An 18,998-nucleotide genomic window follows, 5' to 3' on the forward strand; every position below is an offset into this window, starting at 1 on the left:
TTGGGAGGGGACGATGCTGTTCAGGCGGGAGGTCCTTGAGGGGATCGCAGGCGGGCGGATCGACCGGGTGTTCCGGGTGTGGGCCAAGCCGCCGGTCAGGGCGGGGAGCACCCAGCGCACGTGGGCGGGGATCATCGTCATCGACTCGGTCACGGCCGTCACCCCCGAGGAGATCACCGAGGAGGACGCCCGGCGTTCGGGCTTCAAGAACCGCGCGGCCCTGCTCACCGCCCTGTCCAAGAGCACCAAGCAGGGCGGCTACCACCGGGTCATGCTCCATCTGGGCGGCCCCGACCCCCGAGCGGAGCTGGCCGCGGACGACGACCTGACCGACCAGGAACTGGCCGACATCAAATCCGCCCTGGACACCATCGACAACCGCGGCCGCCGGGGCCCCTGGACCCGCGAGGTCCTCGGCCTCATCGAGGAGCACCCCGGCCTGCGCGCCCAGGACCTGGCCGAACGCCTGGACCGCGACAAGCTCCCCCTCAAGGCCGACGTCCGCCGCCTCAAAGACCTCGGCCTCACCGAAAGTCTGGAGACCGGCTACCGCCTCTCCCCGCGCGGCAAGGCCCTCATGACCTACCTCCACTCCCTGCCCGAATGACTCGGGGCATGCAGCCCCCGGCAGCACTCGGCCGCTCGGTCAATCGGCGGGGTCGGTCCCTTCCGGTGGTTCAGGTCGGCCGGTCGCGATCACGACGAGGGACGCGAGGGCCATCAAGCCGAGTTCGGCACCGGCGGTCCAGGCGATGTCCTGCGGCTTCATGCGTGCAGTGTCGCCGACCAGCTCGGCCTCGTCCGACCTTCCCTCTGGGTCGTGGCGCACGGGGACGCCCTGGTTCACACGCAGAGTGCGGTCGGATCGCGTTACCCAGAAGGTGCCACTGCCGTCACAGGCCAACCGGTACCGGTAGGCGGTGCCGGACCCGTTCATGGTCTCGACCTCGGTGATGGCCACCACCCGGCAGGTGGCGACCCGTCCGCGCTCGTGCAGCAGCCGCTCGCTGTACCAGGCCGGAACTGTACCGGCGAAGATCAAGGCGACGACTCCGGCCACCACGGCAATGCCCAGTCCGACGGTGCGCGCGCCGGCACCGGCCAACAGGAGCGCCATCCACAGCCCCATCACCACCAGACCGGCAACGATGAACACCAGGATCAGCGCCCATCTCTGTATGCCGTCCGGCCCGTCGGCGATCGCCCACGACATGCCGAACACCGCCGCAGCGAACAACGCCAGCAGCACCATCGCCGCAAGGCACCCCAACAGCTGCCGCAAACCCGCACCCTCCGTCAGACCAGGTGAGCCGCAGCGAGAATCGGCGCCCGGTGATCTGCCGACGCTAGGTCAATCCCGAATTATTGTGCCCCAGGCCGAACCAGGGGTCCTCCCGGAAAACCTGGGTGAATCGCTCGCGGACGGCGTCGCGGACCTCCGCTCTGGCAAGACGGAGGATCGGGTACCAGCAGTGTTCTCTGACTGCTGGGTGATGCGAGGCAGTGCTGCGGGTCGAGGACGTCCCGATGCGTCGCCCGCGGCCGGGCAGGTGCTGGTGAAGGGAGCCATGCATGCTGGCGGCCGGGGGTGCTGTGGTCGAGGTTCCTGATGCGGTACTGGACGAATTGGCCTAGTCGGTCGCCGCGGCGATTCCGCTGGTCGTTGCCCGCACTCCGAAGACACCGGCGGCCGAACTCGGTCGGCTGCGGGCAACCATCGAAGGCACATGGCCAGTCCATGGACCGGCCTTCGGGCTCCACGCCGTGGCTCGGTTACGCTCCGGCGTCCGGCCAGGGGCGGGCCGCCGGCGGGCGGGCCGCCAGCATGTACTGGAACGTCAATATGCTGACCCGGCTGTTGTTCGCCGAGCACGGCGAAGTGCTGCTGTCGGAGGAACCATTCGGCGACCTCGGCGCGCCACCACACCTCACCGCGACGCTCGACGGCCTCGACTTCGGCGACCACCATCGCCGCAAGCCCATGATGGGCATGGTCGCCGTGCAGCGATTCACCGGCCACGGCATCACCGCCGAGGACCTGGCCCGCATCGAGGCCGTCGCGGAGGCCGCCCGCTACGGGGGACTCGGCGAAGACCCCGACATAACCGCCAGCGTCGCGGCCCGCACCCTGACCCCTGACGCGCACCTACGCGCCCGCCGCTCCCAACTGAGCGACGGCGAACACCGCTGGGTCTGGCTCGCCTTGCACCACGCGACCAACCCGGATCCGCTAGCCGCGGCCACCGACGCCATCAACGCGGCCCGCTACGCCGCCGGCTCCCACGCCGCCAACCTGATCGCTGACGCCCAAGCCAAAATCACCACCCCCAACAAGCCCTAACGCCTTCACAAAGTCGGTGTGGGGCTGCGCGGCGGCGAGGCCCGATGTCCAGGTTCATCCTGGTTGATCGCCGTCCAGGATGCGTTGCCAGGCGTCGGCGTAGAGATCGGGCAATGGTCTGCTCAGCTGGAAGTCGCCCCAGACCTTGTCGCCGTCAAAGGAGAGCGACAGCCCGTACAACTGCGCCTTCCATGCCTCCATCGGGAGATGGGATTTGTCTCCTTTGGCCCAGGTACCTGGCAGGAACACCCCGCGTCCGGCGCGTGCCCGCTTGGCCTCGATGACCATGCCGCGTCCGGTCAGTGCGGTGATCGCGTTCTTATGCCGGTCCGGTTTCCATCCGTTCCAGCGGCGTACGTTCCGGTCGGTGGGTTCCAGGAGCGTCAAAAGTTGAAGGTAGAGGGCGGCTGGATCGGGCTCCAGGCCGAACCGCTCGCCCACCTGCGCCACAAGGTCGGGGACGCTGGCCCGCGGGTTCGCCTCGTACGCGCCCTCGGGCAGGTCATTGGCCCTTATCCGCTCCATCATGCGTGTACAGCCGCCGCTGCGCAGCCACTCGACAGCCCTGAGATCCGCGTACTTGCACCAAAGCGCGGCGAGCAGAAGCCGGGAACGCGCGTCGTCGCCGAAAAGCGAGGGCCGGAAGAACAGCGAGGGGTCGAGATCGCCCCGCCGGTCTTTGTCGAAGGTGGCGATGGTCAGTCCATCGTCGACGCTGTCCACGCCGAGCGGCGACGGACCCCGGTAGGGCTTGTCCCCGAATCGACCGCGCAGATCCTCGATCGTTCTTTGGCCGTGATCGAGGCTGCCAGCACTCAGCAGGAGTCCTGGATGGTCGAGTCGCGCACGCAGGAGCTCCACCGCTTCGGGAGCGCCGTTTCGGACCGGATCACCGGCCGGCAGTTCGGCGTAAGCCCAGCGGACACCCACTCCCAGGTCGGTGAGGAAGACGTAGAACGTCGAAGCCTGCGTGTTGCCGCTGGTGGTCTCGCACCCGTAATGATCCGTCTCTTGGAGCCAAGTGTTCAGGTCGGTGGTGAGAGCGGGGACGGTATGAGGGGCGGAGAGGGTCGCGCACATTTCGGCGGCGGACATGGTCGTGGTGAGGGTCCTGGCCGCGGTCAGGGTCTCCTCCGGCACGCGGGGCTTGCGGCCGAACCATGTGACCCACTTCTCTGCCACCCGCTCGGCCACATCACGCAGCGCGCCCGGCTTCCACAGATCGGCCGGGTCGGCGGGCAGCACATCGGCCAGCAGGTCGAGGCGCTGCTCAGTGGTGAGCTTGCGGAGCTCCCCGCAGGCGTCATCGGCTTCCGCAGCCGTGATCCGCAGTATCTTGCGTTCATCCGCGTCCAGAAAGGGTGGACTGTAGCTGTCTCGGCCGGGGATGCCGGCGAGGGTGAGCGTCGCCGCGGCGCGGCTCAGTCCGGTGCGCTCCGCGAGCAGGGCCACGGCCTCGCGGTCCCACGGCATGGGACCACGGTCCCGGACGAGGGAGACGAGGTGGCGCAGCCGGCCGGCTCCGCCCCACCCCTGTGGGACGCCGGCCACCTCGACGATGGGTCCTGGTGCCGGTGCTTCAGCAGCACCGGTGCGCAGGCCGATGAAGTGATGCCGGCCTTCACCGGCCCAGTCCAGCCTGACGGCCACCCCGTGCTCGTCGTGGACGACGGTCCGGTCGGCTGGTTCGGTCTCTGCCACACCGACACGCAGTCGAGCGTCCGGGGCGGCAAAAGGCGTCTCGGCCCAAACCTCCAGCAGAGCCAGCAGACGCTCACGACGTTCGTGCCGGGTCGAGGCGGCCACTGCCCTGAGCGCCACGGCCCCGATCCGGCCGATGAAATACCTCCATGAGCGGCTGCTTACCGGAAACCAGTCCGCTTCAAGGTCGTTGGGGTCCAGTGAGCCGTCCAGGAGGCCGCCGGTGATCTGGACGCCATGGAGCATCCCGGTATTACCGAAGCCATAAGGGGCCAGCCCGTACAACGCGCGTTCAACCTCGGCATCGTCCAGCGGGTGCCGAGGAATCCCATCGACTCCTGTTCGCCGCTCACCGGCCGCTGTCTGAAGCAGTGAGTGCAGCGCGGGGACCCGTGCCAGGTCGCCCTTATCCCGATAGCGGTCCAACGCTTCGCGCAGCAGGGGTGCGAAGTCGGGGTGGGCGGCCAGCGCGGGGATGTCCTCATCGGGATCACGGTCGCGCATCCAATCGGCGAGGCCGAGCAACGCCTCCTTGGTCGGGGCCGCCACCGGCACGCCGTGTGCAAGGCATGCCTCCAGCACCCGGACCTTGATCACACGCAGGTAGCGATCCCACCCGTGTGGACCGTCCCAGCGGTCCGGGCCGTCCAGCCGTACGGGAACTCCCTCGGCGGCGAGCCGGGCGCTCATCCTGGGAATGAGCGCCGTGAGCTGCCTCGGTATAGGCCGACCGACACGGTTGCGCGTAACACGCTGCGGATGCACGACAGCACGCGTGAGCCAGCCGGCTGCGCCGTCGAGGGGTTCCACGCCGTCTGCGGCGGCTTCGCCGGTCAGGGCGGCCAGCGCCGTACTTTCGTCGAGTAGCTCCAGCCACCAGCCGTCGATGTCGTCAACCCTCGGGAACAGGTCGAGCAGCAGGGCCCGCACTCGAGGTGAGGACTTGGCGAGTGGGACGAGCGCCGGCCGCCACGCCTTCCACAGCGCGAACGGGGCCTCGCGGACCGCCGGCAGCGGCAGCAGCCGCTCGATGAGCTTCTGCTGCTCTGCGGTCGCGTCACGGCCGGCCGCCCGCGCGAGCGAGGTGAGCTGCCGGGCAAGCTCAGGCCACGGCGGCGACCCGTTCCGCGTACGCACCATCGCCAGCTCGACCAGCGCCTCCAGGGCATGTTCTGGTTCGAACCGGTCGCGCAGGCCGGCCACGAATCCGCCGGCCGTCTTGGCGCTCAACGCCCCGGCCGCGGCGAACTCCAGGTGCGCCTCCAACCAGACCGTCCCATCGACCGGTAGTGCCTGCGCCTTCTCCGCCTCGCGCGCCCGGCCGAACGCGGTGGCGGCACGCTTGGCATCACCCGCCGTGATCAAAGCGCGGCCGACGTGCTCCCAGAAGACCGGCAGGTGCGAAGCGGGCAGATCACGGGCCATCCATTCGTACGAGGACGCCGCGTCGCTGGACTTCTTGCGCGATGCCCGCTCCAGGCCGGCGACGATACCGAGTGCCGCTTCGGCGTCGCCCGGGTCGTGGATCAGCGCCCAGGCCGGATAGAACCTGCTCTCCAGCACCTGCCGAGGGATCGGCTCACACACTCTCCCCTGGTCGTCACGGCACACCAACTCCGTGCCTTCGAGCCTGATCTCGTATCCGTCTGCGGCCGCAAACCACACCGGCTCCTCCACCGTCCGCGTCGGTTGCTGCATGCCGACATCGTGGCAGAAACAACCGACAAGATCCGCAATTGCGAGTGCGCGACGTCCGGGCCTGCATCAACCGCGTCCGAGCACAGTGCCTTTCCCGCAAGCGTGGGATAGACACTGCCCGCGACATGCCCCGCTGCTGCGCCTTCAAGGGTGACAAGTACTGCGAGTCCGGTGCTAACACCGTGGTCATCGTCGACAGGGACAGCTCGTGACCGTCCGCAACCGCAAGTGGCTGGTGGCCGACGTCGCGCACGGGTCGGTGGGGAGCAGAACTCTCGCTGCGTGCCGCGTGCTCGCCGACGGTGCTGGTGAGTTCGACCGTCCGCCGTCAACGACAACGGTCCCGGCGTCGCGGCTCCGAGGCGTAATTCCTATGGGTGAGTTCGCTGTAGTGCTCTGCTGAGGACAGTGCGGATGTGGTGTGGGTCGGCCTCGTCGTCGTTGAGGAGGATGGCTGCGCACAGGCCGTCGGACAGGGCGACGACGGCTTCGATCGCATCGGGGTCGTCCGTTTGTGTGCGGGCAAGTTCCGCGACGTTGTCGCGCCAGCGTCGTGCTACCGGGCGTAGGACGGGTCGGCGAGCGGCCAGGGTCGACAGTTCCCGTTCGGCGAGTGCACGCTCCCGGCCCGGGCCGGCGGATTCGGCGATGAGGTGAGCGAGACCGTCGAGCGGGTCGTCCTCGGATTCGATGAGTTGACGAATGCGGTGGGTGTATTGGTCCGTGACGCTGGTCAGGGCGGCGACCAACAGGTCGTCCAACGTCGCGAAGTAGTAGAGGGTCAAGCTGGTGGTGATCCCCGCCTCCTTGGCGACGGTGCGGTGGGTGACACCGGTGGCGCCGTCGCGGCGGACGATCGCGAGCGTTGCCTCGATGATCTGGGCCCGGCGGCGTTGACCCCGCAGTTTGCGTCCATCGGCAGTGTCATTCTCAGCCGCCATCATCTTGCTCACCAGTCATCGTCGCTCCCGCTGTGGAGGCTACCGGCTCCGCCTCAGGGTCGGCATTGCCGAGGGGCTGGAGGTGACGCAATGTCATGAAGCAGGTGAGCGAGGCAACCGCTATGGCGGTGCCTGCTCCCGCGGCGACGATGTTGAGTCCGCTGGTGAACGCGGTTCGTGCGTCGTCGAGAGCCCAGGCCGGCAACTGGTCCGCGAGGGAGGTGGCTCCGGAAAAACTGTCGTTGTAGGTATCGGCCGCGGATGGGGACAACCCGGACGGGGCCTCGACCCGGCTGCGGTAGATCACGGTGGTGAGGCTTCCAAGGACTGCGACCCCTACCGCGATGCCGAGTTCTTGAACGGTCTCCGAGAGTGCAGCCGCCGATCCTGACTTCTCCAGAGGCGCGGCGCCCACGACGATGTCGGTACCAAGCGCGGCGATGACGCCGAGTCCGAGGTAAGCGAACGTGAATCCAGCGATCACGCTCGCCTTGCTGTCGGTCCCAACGAGGGCGAGCAGGGCATATCCGGACACCGACAGCGCCAGGGTGGCCGACATCACGACACCAGGTGAGACGCGACGGGCCATGAGCGGTGTGCCGATGGCACCGATGAGCATGGCCAGTGCGGGCGGGCCCATCCACAGCCCTGCCGCCGTCGGCGAGAGGCCCTCGACAAGCTGCAGGTACTGGGTGACCAGGAGCATCACTCCACCAAAACCGACCAGGCCGACCAACATGACGGATAGCGCTGCGGAGAAGGCCCGGCTGGTGAAGAGCTTCATGTCCAGCAGCGGCTCATTCAGGCGCAACTGACGACGGACGAACGCGACCGCGGCGCTACCACCGACGAGAACGGCGGCCAATGCCTGGACGTCGACGCCGCGGACGGCCGCATGCTTGGTCGCGTACATGATCGGCAACATCGCCGCCAGGGACAACCCAACGCTCAGCAGGTCGACACGACCCGTGGAGGTCCGATACTCCGGCAGCAACGCCGGCGCACCGGCCAGCACCAGCACAGCAACCGGCACGGCGATGAGGAAGACGGCACCCCACCAGAAGCCGGCGACCAGTGCCCCACCCGCGACCGGGCCTACCGCCATCCCAAGGGCGAACACCGTCGCCCACACCCCGATCGCCAACGCCCTTTGCCGGACCTCGGTGAACATGTTGCTGATCAGCGAAAGCGTCGAGGGCATGAGCGTTGCGCCGGCCACCCCCAGCAGAGCCCGCGCCACGATAAGCCATAGGGCACTTGGAGCGAACGCCGCAAAGACCGAGGTTGCGCCGAACGCCGCCACCCCGATCACCAGCAACCGGCGCCGTCCGATCCGGTCACCCAAGGTCCCCATCGTGATCAGAAAGCCCGCGATGAAGAAGCCGTAGGCATCCATGATCCACAGCGTCTCGGCCGCAGTCGGATCCAGATCCGCGGCCAGGTGCGGAACGACGAGGTAGAGCGCCGTCACATCGAGCCCCAGCAGCAGCGTCGGCAACGCCAACAACGCAAGACCGACCCACTCGCGCCACCCAGCGCGCGCCGGCTGTCCCATGCTCGTCACACCTCCCCCAATAGTTGAACCAACGTACTACTTGTACCATGGTTCAACTACCACGGCGAGGTCGTGTCAGGGTCGGCCGGGATGCGGAGCACCACCAGCGCTGGTCTGCTCGTGTTCGCGCGGATCAGTCACGCCGCAAACGCTGCTGAAGTCGGGATGCAGCTCCAGGGCGAATTTGTGTGCGCCGATAGGACTCCCGAGGACGTTCCCCACGGCTCTGGCATGCTGAGCCCATGACTGACGAACATCAGGACCCTGAGGAGCGCCGTGCCCACCTGGTCCGGGTCTTCACGGCTCTGGGTGCGGCGGATCCGGAGGTCTGGGCCGACTCCGAAATGGACGAGGACATTCCGCAGCTGGCCCGTTTCCTGTTTCTGCGCAGCGTCCGGCAGGTGGTGGCGCAGTGGGAGCAGCCCGGCGCCGTGGAGCAGGTGCTCGCCGATCCGCGAAACCCCGACGCGCTGGCGCAGTTCGAGGCTGCGGGCATCGAGCCACGGACGTTGGCGCTCTTTGCCAGTCGGGTCGCCCATGCGACCGCCTTCGACCTGGCTTATCGGCTGGCGGACTCCGACTTCGTCGACCACGACCCGGAGGATCCCGACGGATACCCGCCCATGGGGCTCCGCGACGAACTTCCCGGCTGGTGCCTGGTGGAGTCCACACCGACCGGTGAACACACCGACCGCCACCTCGACAGCCTGCACGAGGACATCGGCGGGCTTTGGGAGGAGTTCACCGCGGAGTTCGAACCGCAGCGGGGCGCGTAGAAGTACCGAACACAGACGCTTTCGAACCCCAAGTCTTGAAAGTACTCTCCAACCCCCTCCCAACCGCCACAGACGCACGACGCTCCGGGATGCTTATTCGCGCGAACGGCAGCCAACCCGTGCCGAACCCGTGCCAGACGATTTCGCGCGAATAAGTGCCCCGGGTCCAGGAAGGGGTCTGGGGGAACCACGGGGTTCCTCCAGTCACACACGCTCGACTGCCCGTCGCATAGATACGCTGAAGTCCTGCCTCGTCTACGCGGCAGGTGCGGGCGGCGTTCTCTCGGTGTGCTGACTTGCTCTCGTCTCGGGCTCCCGCTGCTGGGGCGGCCGTGCACGGCGGCGCGAGACGTGACCAGACGGAACATGCCCGTGCGTCCGTGGTGCTGCTTGGTTGCTGTCGTTGCCGTCAAGGTTGCCGTCACCGCTTGGCGTTGTCAGGCGACCTTGATTGAGTGGGGGCCGACGCTGACGGTGATGTCCAGGTGTCCTCCGAGTGCGGTGGCGTAGGCACGGAGCGTTTCCAGCTCCATGGCTTCGAGGTTGCCGTTTTCGATCTGGGAGACGCGGGACTGGGAGACCCCCAGGATCTGGGCGACCTCGGCTTGTGTCTTGCCGATGGCCTTGCGAAGCTCCTTGAGGTGGTGGCCGGCGACGTAGGCGTCCAGTTCGGCGCGAGCCTGGGCCTGGCGCTCGGGGGCGGCCAGTTCGGGGTTGCGGCGGTGTGCTTCGGCCTTGATGTCCTGCCAGCGGCGTCCGGTGCTCATCGTCCGCTCTCCTTATCCTTCGCTGCCCGGTACTCGGCGTAGCGGGCTTCGGCCAGCGGGATCGCCTCGTCGTACCAGCGTGACCACTGCCCGGCCTTGTCTCCGGCCACCAAGAAGATCGCTGCCCGGTCCGGATCGAAGACGAACAGCATGCGGATCTCCGACCGTCCTCGGCTGCCGGGCCGCAGCTCCTCGAGGTTGCGTAGCTCGCTGTGTTCCAGTGTGTCGACCAGTGGCCGTCCCAGCGTCGGTCCGACCTCGGCCAGCCTGTCGATGGCCTGCTCGACTAAGGCCGCAGTTCCGTCTCTGTTTCACACAGCTTGAGGAACCAGCTTTCGCTGGTTCGAGGAGGATGACGTCCCAGGGCACTCAACCAATATAACCTCTAGCTCATACTGCAGGGTTGACCGTCCGCTTCCTGATGACGTCGGTTGCCGTCAAACACAACACCCCGGGCCTCATGGCTCCGGGGCGTTTTCGCTGGTCAGATGTGGTGGGCAGGGGCGGGGTCGAACCGCCGACCTTCCGCTTTTCAGGTCACAGCGTCCGAGCGCTGTACTGATGTGCGAAAACCTAGGTCGCTCATGAGCGAGAACCCCATAAGCGGATTGTGTTTCCGTCAGACTACCGCGCTGTGTTATTAGATGACTACTCACTGTGTGTGGCAGTCATGCCTCTGGCTCGGGTCGCGAGATGGTCATGGCGGGCTCACCTGGTGCAGTCTCCGCAAGATCGGAGAGCAGTAGGGGGACCAGCCGCTCTTCCATGACAGCGCGGTCCGCCTGGCGCATCCGGGTGGCCAGGACGGAGTCCCAAGGGCTGGATGCGGGGGAGCCGCGCAGGGGCTCGGAGTCCCCGGCGGCCAGAGCGGTTTCGTAGTCGGCGGTGGACATTCGCCAGGGTTCGGCGCCGTAGCGGTCGATCGCTGAGGCGGTGGTGCGCAGGCCGGTCCAGTCGAAGTCGCCGCGCCAGCGGATCCGCGCACCGGTTCCGGCGATGGACGTCAGCAGCCGGTTGCAGGCCGCCGAGGGAATTCCCTCTGTGCAGATCAGCGGCATGGCGACCGGAGCGGAGACGGCAGCGCGCAGCACCGACGGGTTCTCGCAGACGTGCACGACCGTGGCGGTCCGTTCGATCGGCATGGTGACGAGCTGGTGCAGAGTGATCCGGAAGGGGGTACGCCTGGCGGCTGCCTGAGTCAGCCAATCGGCCAGGGGACCTTCGCCGTCCGCGGCGAGGCCGAGAACCAGTACCTGGCTGGAGAGGTCGTCGATGATGACGCCTGCGGATTCCCAGAGGGCCCGTTCCGCTTCCGCGCCGCGCGGCTGCTCGGCCTGCGCGCGGTGGACGAGGGCCCGCAGGACCAGCCCGGCGAGCGGCGTGCCGGACAGCGCCTTGGTGTCTCCGGTGGCGCGTTCGGCGATGACCGGCAGCGGGCTACCGGGGGCGGGCAGTAGATCCAGGACGGAGACGGCCGCGCCGAGAAGCGTGGTTTCGCCACGGTGGACCAGCCGAGTGAGCGTCCCGTCGGTGGTCAGTGCCTCAGCCCACGCCCGGTACCAGGCTGTTCCGGCGTGTCGTCCCGCCGCCAGTGCCTGTTCCGCCGCGTCCCGTGCCGTCTCCTCGGCGGCCGCCGCCACGGCTCGCGGTGTGATCGGCCCCGCCAGGGCCTGGACGGCGGAATGCAGGTCGGGTGCTATCGCGGCTTGGGCCAGCGTCGCGGCGACCCTGTCCAGGGGGACGGTGACCGAGCCGCCTCGCACTCCGGCTCGGCCGGAGCCCAGCAGGGCGCGGATCGCGCGCAGTTCGGCCTCGGACGGCCGCGACAGGATCAGCCGCCCGGTCAGCGGACGCCCCAGCTCGATCCTGCGGGCCAGCGCCGCGACCAGCCGGGCCAAGTCCGGATCGCCGAGCGTCCGGCGCAACCGGGGAAGATCGACGGCCGCGGACACCGTCAGAACAGCCCTTCGGAATCCGGACTGGGCTCGGGTGCGCGCGGCGCGGGCGGCCTGATCGCGGCGCGGCGTTCGACACGGACCGGCTCGCGCCCGTCCCATTCCCAGGTGGTGACGTGCACGGCGTCCACACCGTCGCGGCGGACCAGGTGGTGCGCGGCCAGGCCGGGGACGGTCGCGTAGAAGCCCCACTCCCGTTCGGAGGTCATCACCACGTCCAGATCGAAGGTGGTGAGCAGACCGAGGCACTTGGCGCGGGCGTCGTCGTCCACGCCGGCGAACGCCTCGTCCAGTGCCACCATGCGCGGCGCGTGCGGGTGGGCGGACCGGTAGTGCGCCGACGCGGCGGCGAACAGCGGCAGCGACACCGTCAGCACGCGCTCACCGCCGGAGGCCGGTCCGACCGCGCTGCGCCATCGGCCGTCCTGGTACCGCTCGATGACGAAGCGGTGCCAGGAGCGGTAGTCCAGCGCCCGGCGCAGGTGCTCCTGCCAGGTGCCGTGCTCGTCCTCGGCGCGGACCCGCTCGATCTCGCGCTGCAGGAAGTCGCCGACGGCGCCGCGGTCGGCGGGCGACCACAGGTCGGCGTTCTGCCGGAGCAGCCGGGCGCGGGCCTCGGCGAGCCCGGCGGGGCCGTCCGGGCTCGGCTCCCAGCGCAGCCGCAGCCGCATGCCCGTGGAGGTGGGACGCTCCTCCAACTCGGCGTTCATGAACCCGACCTGCGCCTCCGCCTCCGTGATGAGCTCCTGGAGATGGCCGGCGACGTCGTTGATCAGGTGTTCCTCCAGCAGGTCGCGTTCCTTGGCGGTCAGCATCCGCTCGCGGTAGCCGATCTCGCCGTCCAGCAGCTCGGTCAGCTCGCCCGGGGCACGCTCCCGGCCCTGGAACTGGATGGTGACCACGAACCAGTCGTCCAGCCCCGCCACCGCGTGGTGCCCGTGCCGCGACAGCGCCTCCGACAGGTCGGAGTAGTGGCGGGTGATCTCGTCCTGGACGCGGCGCCACGCCTCATCCCCGTCGTCGACGTCGCGCAGGCGCTCCTCGGCGCGGCGGGCGAGCCGGACCGCGGGGTCGGCCGCCCAGGCGTCGCCGGTGCCGGGGATCTCCACGTCGCAGGCGAGCGCGAGCAGGCCGGTCGCGGCGAAGCGCCGCAGCTCGGTGACGGCGTCGTCCCGGCGGCCTCCGGCTCCGGTGAGCTGCTCGGTGAGCTGCTCCTCGCGTCCCTGTGCTCTGGCGTGTGCCTGCCCGGCCCGGCGTTGCTCGCCATCCAGTCGGCGGAGTTCGGCGTCGAGCTCGGCGATGCGCCGCCTGCTGTCCTGGAGCCGCCGGCGCAGCTCCTCGACGGACGCGCCGATCGACTCGCGCAGGGCCTCTAGCCGGCCGCGCTCCTGCGCCGCGCGGACCTCGGCCGCGCGCGCCTGGCCGCCGGCCTCCGCCGCCGCGGAGGCCGCGGAGGTGAGCTCCTCGGTCCAGGTCGCCAGCTCGCCGAGGCGGTCCGCGTGCCGGCGCGCGGCCGCGAGGAGCCCCGCCGCGGCCCGCCTGTAGTCCTCCAGCGCCGCCCCGGCCGCGGCGAGGCTGTCCGGGTCGGCCGGCAGGCCGACGTCGGCCGCGGCCTGGTCGCGTTCGGCGGCGGCGGCTTCGTGGTCGCGCCGGGCCCAGTCCGCGTCGTCGGTGGCCTTCTCTACCCGGGCACGCGCCTTCTCCAACTGCCGGGCAGCGCCGGTGACGGCGCTGTGCGCGTCGCGCAGCGGCTGGTCGGACGGTTCGCGGTGCAGCTCGGCGGCGAGCACGCCCCGGCGGCGTTCGACGGACTCGACGGCCGCGCGGGCCCCGGCGGCGGCGTGCTCGGCGGCTTCGACGAGTTCGGCGAGTTCCGCCAGACGGCGGCGCCGCGCCTCCTCGCGAGCGCCCGCTCCGACATACCCGGCGGCCTCCTTGGCCCAGACTCCGCGCAGCGGGCCGACGCCCCAGCGGCCTGCGGTGTCCACCCAGCCGGGGGCGTCCTGCTCGCCCAGCCCGATGCCTGCCAGGACGGCCGACACGGTGCCGGGTGCCAGTGCCACGGCCTGGACGTCATCAGGGTCGATCGCGACGGTGAGCGCCGCGGTGAGCGGCCGGCCGGCGATGCTCCCCGGCTGGACGACCACGTCGTGGGCGTCGCGGTCCAGAAGTGCGCCGTCAGGGGTGATCCAGGCGTCCAGCAGGCCGGACGCCTCCAGCGCCGCTTCCAGGCCCGCGCGCTCGCCGGGGTTCAGGTCGGCGGCGAAGTCCACGACCTGCCAGAGGGCCGCCCCGGGACCGGTTCGGACGTCCGCGCCGCGCGTGTGCGGGACGGCCGGACGGTCGATGACGCCCGCTTCCAGACGTTTCCGCTCAGTGGTCAGGTCGTGCAGGTCGGCTTCGGCGGCCCGCAGGTCGGCTTCGGCGGCCGCGCGTTCGGTGGCCAGGGCCTGATGCGCCTCCTCCGTCGCGGTCCGGACAGCGGCCAGCAGCGGATGGGGGCCTTCCAGGGTCTCCGCCCAGCCTTCCAGGTCGACGTCGGCCGGGTCGGGGACGGTCAGCTCGGTGAGCGAGCGCCCGAAGTCGCGCCACTGCCCGATGTGCCGCCCCGTCTCCTCTGCCAGCGCGTCCTGTGCTTCGCCGAGAGCGTCGGCGGCGGCGTCCCGGTCGGACTCGCGCTCCCCGAGGACGCGCCGTGCCTGAGCCAGTTCGGCTTCGGCGCGTGCCGCCTTGCCGGCCAGCCGCGTCACGTGCGCGACGGCCTCGGCTCGGCTGTCGGCGAGGCGTGCCAGCTCCCGCTCCGCCGCGATCAGTGTCGCCTCCGCGGACGGATCGAAGGCGACATCGGCGTGCGGGCCGGAGATCCCGGCGAGGTCCGCGGCGGCGTCGAGGGGAAGGCGCGCCTCGGCCAGGGCCGCGGCGCTCCGCTCGACCTCATCCATGGCCCTGTCGTGCCGGGCCTTCCGCTCCGACCGTGTCTTTTCGGCCCGCTCGGCGGTCTGCCGGGCCCTCGCCGCGTCCTGCTCGGCCTGCTCGGCGTACCGCTGAGCGTCCGCGAAGTTCTTCAGCCGCGGGTCGGAGCCGAGTTCCTCCCGGACCGCCGTCTGCTCGGCGTGCTCGATGCGGGCCGTCTCCAGGAGTTCGGCGGCCTCCGCCTCCTCCCGGCCAGCACGCTCGATCTCCTCGCGCACTCCGGCGAGCGACCGCTGCGCAGCCTCGTACGCGCTGTGGGCCGTGCGCAGCTCGCGGGCCTGCCGCCGCGCGGCGACCGAGGCGTAGCGGCGGTACCGGTCGACGAAGCGGGCCACGTGGCGGCGGGTGTCGCGCAGGCCGGTCAGTTCCGCGCGCTGCTGCTCCAGGTCGTGGAACGCGGTCGCGATGTCGCTCAGCACCGCCTGGTCGAGCGGCGTGAGGGCGTCCGACAGAGCCGCCGAGAGGCGTTTCTCGTCGGGGCGTTTGGACAGCTGCGGCTGCCGGAGCTGGATGAGCAGATTGATCAGCGCGTCGTAGCGCTCCTCGCCCAGATGGAACAGGTGCTCGTCCAGCATCCGCCGGTACCGTTCGGCGCGCTGGGTGACCTGGCCGTGCAACCCGATCGCCTCGGTGAGCCGGTCCCGGGTGAGCGCCGCGCCTCCGGATCCGATGAGGAACAGGTCTTGGCCGACCCGCTGCGAGGTCACGAAGAACCAGCGGTCGGCGATGCCGCGCCCCGCGACCGCCTTCAACCCCACGCCGACGGTGAGGTAGGCGCGTTCCCCGTCCTCGGTGACCCGGCCGAACTCCAGCCACGTGTACCCCAGCCGCTCGTCGTAGCGGCCGCCGAGCAGCAGGTTCCACTCCATCCGCTTGCCCCGGTCGCCGTCGGGCTCGACCCGGCTGGGCGTCAGGTCGCCGTCCAGCAGGAACGGGAGCGTCAGAGCCAGCACCTTGGACTTGCCGGTTCCGTTGTTGCCGCGGAACAGCACCCGGCCGTCACGGAACCAGAACTCCTGGTGGTCGTAGTAGAACAGGTCGACCAGGCCCGTGCGCAGAGGCTGCCATCGCGCGGCGCGCGCCACCGGCAACTCCGCCGATGCGTTCGGAGCCAGGGACGAGCCGTCCGCATCAAGATTGGCGCCGGCCGTCATGACTTCTCCCTCTTCCCGACGATGGTGGGTTCGAGATATCCGAAGCGGGCCAGCGCCGGCAGCGGCACGACCTCCTCGGCGGACAGCCGCACCAGCCCGAGAGCGGACAGCCGGTGCAACGCGTGGGTGGTCAGCGCCCGTTCGGCGCCGGGATCGCGGACGTTCTTGCGCCAGTGCGCCTTGTGCTCGCCGATGAGCTCGACCATGCGCCGCTCCGCCTCTTCAACCGCCACGGTCGGCGCACCCGTTCGAAGCCGGTCGGAGAGGAACTCGGCCAGCAGCAGCGTCGCGTGCCCCTCAGTGCCCTCCTCCGGCATCCCGAAGTCGGTTGCCTCCCGGGTCGGGTCGATCAGCGCGATGCCCTCGGCCCGGACCTCCGCCAGGAACCCGGTCCCCTCCGTCAATCGCTTCAGCAACGGACCGCGCTGCATGTCGAGGTAGGCGCGCTGCTCAGGAGACAGGTCGGAGTAGTACAGCACCGGGTCGTCCAGCAGCCGCCGGGTGAGGGCGTGGCGGATCATCCGGTTGCGGCCGTCCTCGGTGTCGGGCAGCAGGTCCCCGGTGATCGCGGTGAGCCTCTCATCATGCCCGCGGGTCTCCACCAGCGACGGTCCGCGCCGCGCCACCAGCAGCACCGCCAGCACGCGGCGGTCCACGTCGTACAGGGCGTCGCCGCTCCGGTTGACGAACGCCTGCTCGTCGCCGGCCACCTTCACCAGCGCGCCCAGCGACAGAAGCAACTGCGCGACCGCGACAAGGTCGCCGCGCTCGTCCCGGTCCTCCATGGTGAACACGATGCCGGCGCGGGCGATCTCCTCGTCGGCGGCCAGCGCGACGACCCGATCCACCAGCCAGCCGAGCGTGACCTGGGCCTCGGCGCGCTCCAGCGCGGCCAGCGCCAGGCACGCCAGCACGTAGCGGCGCCGGCTGAACGGCTCCCGGGCGCGCGCTCCGCCGTCGCGGACCCGGGCGGCGCGGCTCCCGTCGCCCAGGTCGCCGGGCACCTTGCGGAGCCGGGCGACACCGGGGTCGGTGTGCAGCGACCAGCCTGCCTCCCGCGCGAACCACTGGGCCAGGTACCCGGCGTGCCGGCGCACGAGGGCGTACTCGGCGTCGCGCGGCGTGAGCAGCGGCGTGCGCAGCAGGATCCGGACGGCGCGGCGCCGCTCCTCGTCCCGCTGGGCTTCCAGGACGTCGGTCAGCGCGCCCGTCACGAGCGGACCGCCATCGGTTCCGGGCCGGTCATGAGGTCGACGATGGTGAGCTCGTGGTCGGGGCCGCGCAGCACGCCGTCCTCCGTCTCGACCTCGGCCAGGCCGCCCACCGGTCTCAGGGTCACCGCCAGCGCGCCGTCGGAGGTGCGCGTGCGGATCGCCCCGTCCGGCCCGGGCGGGCCGGCTGCGAGCGCGTCGCCCAGCAGCCGCAGGAACAGGGCGAACTCCTGGCGGTCCAGGAGGCCGATCTCGCTGAGCCGGGCCGTCCGCCCGGTCGCCAGCCGGCGGCGTGCCGCCTCGGTCTGCTCCCGCTCGGCGGCCACCTCCCGGGCGAGCGACTCGCGTTCGGCGGTACGGTCACGCACCCCCTTCGGCGCGCCGCGCTTGGCGTAGTGACCCGCGGCCCTCAGCCGTGCCGACACCTCGACGCGCGGAGCCTCCAGCCAGCTCGTGGCGGCGGGCACCTCGGCGATCGGAGCTCCCGGTTCCGCGGTGAGGTGGCGCGCCGTCGACAGCCCGAACGCCGCCCGCCACAGCCGGTGCGCGTCCTGTTCCGTGGGGGACTGGGCGAACCACCGGGCCAGCGCCCGGAAGTCGGAGGACCGGTCGCTGCGCCCGGCACGGCGCTCCTGCAGCACGCTGATCGTGGCGAGCAGATCCGGGATCGCCTTACGCGCCCGGGTACGGAGCAGATCGGCCTGGCACGGATGCCCGCGCCCGCCCACGAACCAGGACCACAGCCCCGACCAGCGGCTCTCCCAGGCGGCCAGCTTCTCCCCGGTGGCGGCGCTCACGGCGGCGGACGGCGTCTCCTCTGCCGCTCTCGCCGCCCCGTCCGGCACGGCATCGGCGGCCTCGCGTCCCGCGGCTGCCGCGAGCAGGGCCGCCACATGCTCGGGCGGCAGCGCACGCAAGGTCGTGGCGATGTCGTGGTGCTTGACGACCAGCTCGGACACGAACCTTTCGAGGTAAGCGATGAGCCGGTCCTTGTAGGCCAGGAATGCCTCCTCGTCGACGTCCTGGAGCTCGATGGTGCGCTGCAACCCGCTCATGAAGGCGCTCGCGTTCGCGGCGAGGCTGTCCAGCCGGCTCATCAGCTCCAGAAGGAGGTTGTGGGCGACGGCGGGGTCGGGATGCCCCGGCAGATCGCGCAGGGCCCGCAACCGCACGCGGATATCCTCCAGCGCGACGGCCTGGAGCTCTCCCCGGCGGCCGATCTCCTGCTCGTACACCTCCAGCGCCCGCTCCGCTGCCTCGCCCTCACGGCTGAGCTGGTAGAGGTGCCGGGCCCGGTAGAAGTCCTCGACCGTGGTGACCCGGCTGGTGTCGGGATCGGCGCGCAGGTTCCCCCACTCGGCCAGGCTGCCCAGCGCCTTGTCGACCGTCTCCTGAGAGAGCCCGGAACCACCGTCGCGGCGCAGCGCCTCGGCCACGTCCTCGGGCCTCAGATGGACGACGAACCGCCGCTTGTTCTCCACGAAGACGCCCATGACGCGCCGGTAGGTGTCCGACAGCGGCGCATCGAGGTGCGCGAACGGCCTCGCGTTCTGCGGCTCCATCACATCCCCCCGGTCGGCGCGATCTCTTCCCCAGTCCGGGCCACGCCGTCGTCGCCGTTGGTTGGTCGGCGCGGCTCGGGCGCTGCTCCGCGGACGAGGTTCACCTTAGCCACCGTCCGTGCGTCGTTCGGACCAACGGGAGACAACAGCACCGAACGGTGGCGGCCATCCCGAAGAGCGGTGGAAGGCCGCGCCATGTGACGAAACGCCGCGCGTGTGTCACGTGCCACCGGGAAGCCAGCGGCTCAGGCGGGTCCTCGGCACGTTCGCCGCGACATGCCAGAGCTTGTGCTCGGGGTCGCATCTCGCCTGTACCTGACGCTTGGCCTCGTCCTCCTCCCGGATCGGAACGCGCAGGTAGAGG

General features: G+C 70.4%; 12 protein-coding genes and 1 pseudogene. 3 read left to right on the forward strand and 10 right to left on the reverse strand.

Features of this window, described 5'->3' with window-relative positions; genetic code table 11:
• Positions 1-13: 13 nt before the first annotated feature.
• Entirely contained in the window at positions 14-607 is a 594-nt protein-coding gene (locus ABGB11_RS18590; RefSeq protein ID WP_347634361.1) for a hypothetical protein, read from the forward strand.
• A 39-nt stretch (positions 608-646) separates the two neighbouring features.
• On the opposite strand, the gene ABGB11_RS18595 is transcribed toward ABGB11_RS18590, so the two are convergent.
• Positions 647-1,252, reverse strand: coding sequence for a hypothetical protein (locus ABGB11_RS18595; RefSeq protein ID WP_347634363.1), 606 nt, complete (start codon positions 1,250-1,252; stop codon positions 647-649).
• A gap of 486 nt (positions 1,253-1,738) precedes the next feature.
• Here ABGB11_RS18595 and ABGB11_RS18600 point away from each other — a divergent pair, with 486 nt between their 5' ends.
• A complete protein-coding gene (locus ABGB11_RS18600) occupies positions 1,739-2,341 on the forward strand; it encodes a hypothetical protein (RefSeq protein WP_347634365.1) in 603 nt (200 codons plus the stop codon).
• Between the two features lie 54 nt (positions 2,342-2,395).
• Here ABGB11_RS18600 and ABGB11_RS18605 read toward each other — a convergent pair whose 3' ends face one another.
• From ABGB11_RS18605 to ABGB11_RS18615, 3 genes are all read right to left on the reverse strand, one after another.
• The gene (locus ABGB11_RS18605) at positions 2,396-5,740 is read right to left on the reverse strand and encodes a hypothetical protein (RefSeq protein ID WP_347634367.1); all 3,345 of its coding nucleotides are present in this window, start codon (positions 5,738-5,740) and stop codon (positions 2,396-2,398) included.
• A gap of 371 nt (positions 5,741-6,111) precedes the next feature.
• Entirely contained in the window at positions 6,112-6,684 is a 573-nt protein-coding gene (locus tag ABGB11_RS18610) for a TetR family transcriptional regulator (RefSeq protein ID WP_347634531.1), read from the reverse strand.
• The gene (locus ABGB11_RS18615; RefSeq protein WP_347634369.1) at positions 6,671-8,236 is read right to left on the reverse strand and encodes an MFS transporter; all 1,566 of its coding nucleotides are present in this window, start codon (positions 8,234-8,236) and stop codon (positions 6,671-6,673) included. The genes ABGB11_RS18610 and ABGB11_RS18615 overlap by 14 nt, the downstream gene beginning before the upstream one ends.
• 242 nt (positions 8,237-8,478) lie before the next feature.
• Here ABGB11_RS18615 and ABGB11_RS18620 point away from each other — a divergent pair, with 242 nt between their 5' ends.
• A complete protein-coding gene (locus ABGB11_RS18620; protein WP_347634371.1) occupies positions 8,479-9,012 on the forward strand; it encodes a hypothetical protein in 534 nt (177 codons plus the stop codon).
• A gap of 437 nt (positions 9,013-9,449) precedes the next feature.
• Here ABGB11_RS18620 and ABGB11_RS18625 read toward each other — a convergent pair whose 3' ends face one another.
• The 6 genes and pseudogenes from ABGB11_RS18625 to ABGB11_RS18650 form a co-directional block, all read right to left on the reverse strand.
• Positions 9,450-9,779 carry a helix-turn-helix domain-containing protein gene (locus ABGB11_RS18625; RefSeq protein WP_021591249.1) on the reverse strand — a complete coding sequence of 110 codons (330 nt, stop codon included), beginning with the start codon at positions 9,777-9,779 and terminating at the stop codon, positions 9,450-9,452.
• Positions 9,776-10,148, reverse strand: a pseudogene (locus tag ABGB11_RS18630) (type II toxin-antitoxin system RelE/ParE family toxin). The gene ABGB11_RS18625 and the pseudogene ABGB11_RS18630 overlap by 4 nt, the downstream one beginning before the upstream one ends.
• Before the next feature lie 299 nt (positions 10,149-10,447).
• Positions 10,448-11,731, reverse strand: coding sequence for a TIGR02679 family protein (locus ABGB11_RS18635; protein ID WP_347634374.1), 1,284 nt, complete (start codon positions 11,729-11,731; stop codon positions 10,448-10,450).
• Positions 11,732-11,733: 2 nt separating this feature from the next.
• The gene (locus ABGB11_RS18640) at positions 11,734-15,861 is read right to left on the reverse strand and encodes a TIGR02680 family protein (RefSeq protein WP_347634376.1); all 4,128 of its coding nucleotides are present in this window, start codon (positions 15,859-15,861) and stop codon (positions 11,734-11,736) included.
• On the reverse strand, positions 15,858-17,075 hold the full coding sequence (locus ABGB11_RS18645) for a TIGR02678 family protein (RefSeq protein WP_347634378.1): 1,218 nt from the start codon (positions 17,073-17,075) through the stop codon (positions 15,858-15,860). Before ABGB11_RS18645 ends, ABGB11_RS18640 begins: the two co-directional genes overlap by 4 nt.
• The gene (locus tag ABGB11_RS18650) at positions 17,072-18,634 is read right to left on the reverse strand and encodes a TIGR02677 family protein (RefSeq protein ID WP_347634380.1); all 1,563 of its coding nucleotides are present in this window, start codon (positions 18,632-18,634) and stop codon (positions 17,072-17,074) included. The genes ABGB11_RS18645 and ABGB11_RS18650 overlap by 4 nt, the downstream gene beginning before the upstream one ends.
• Between the last annotated feature and the right edge of the window lie 364 nt (positions 18,635-18,998).

Origin of the sequence: Actinomadura sp. B10D3 (assembly GCF_039871695.1) — a bacterium.
GTDB lineage: Bacteria > Actinomycetota > Actinomycetes > Streptosporangiales > Streptosporangiaceae > Spirillospora > Spirillospora madurae.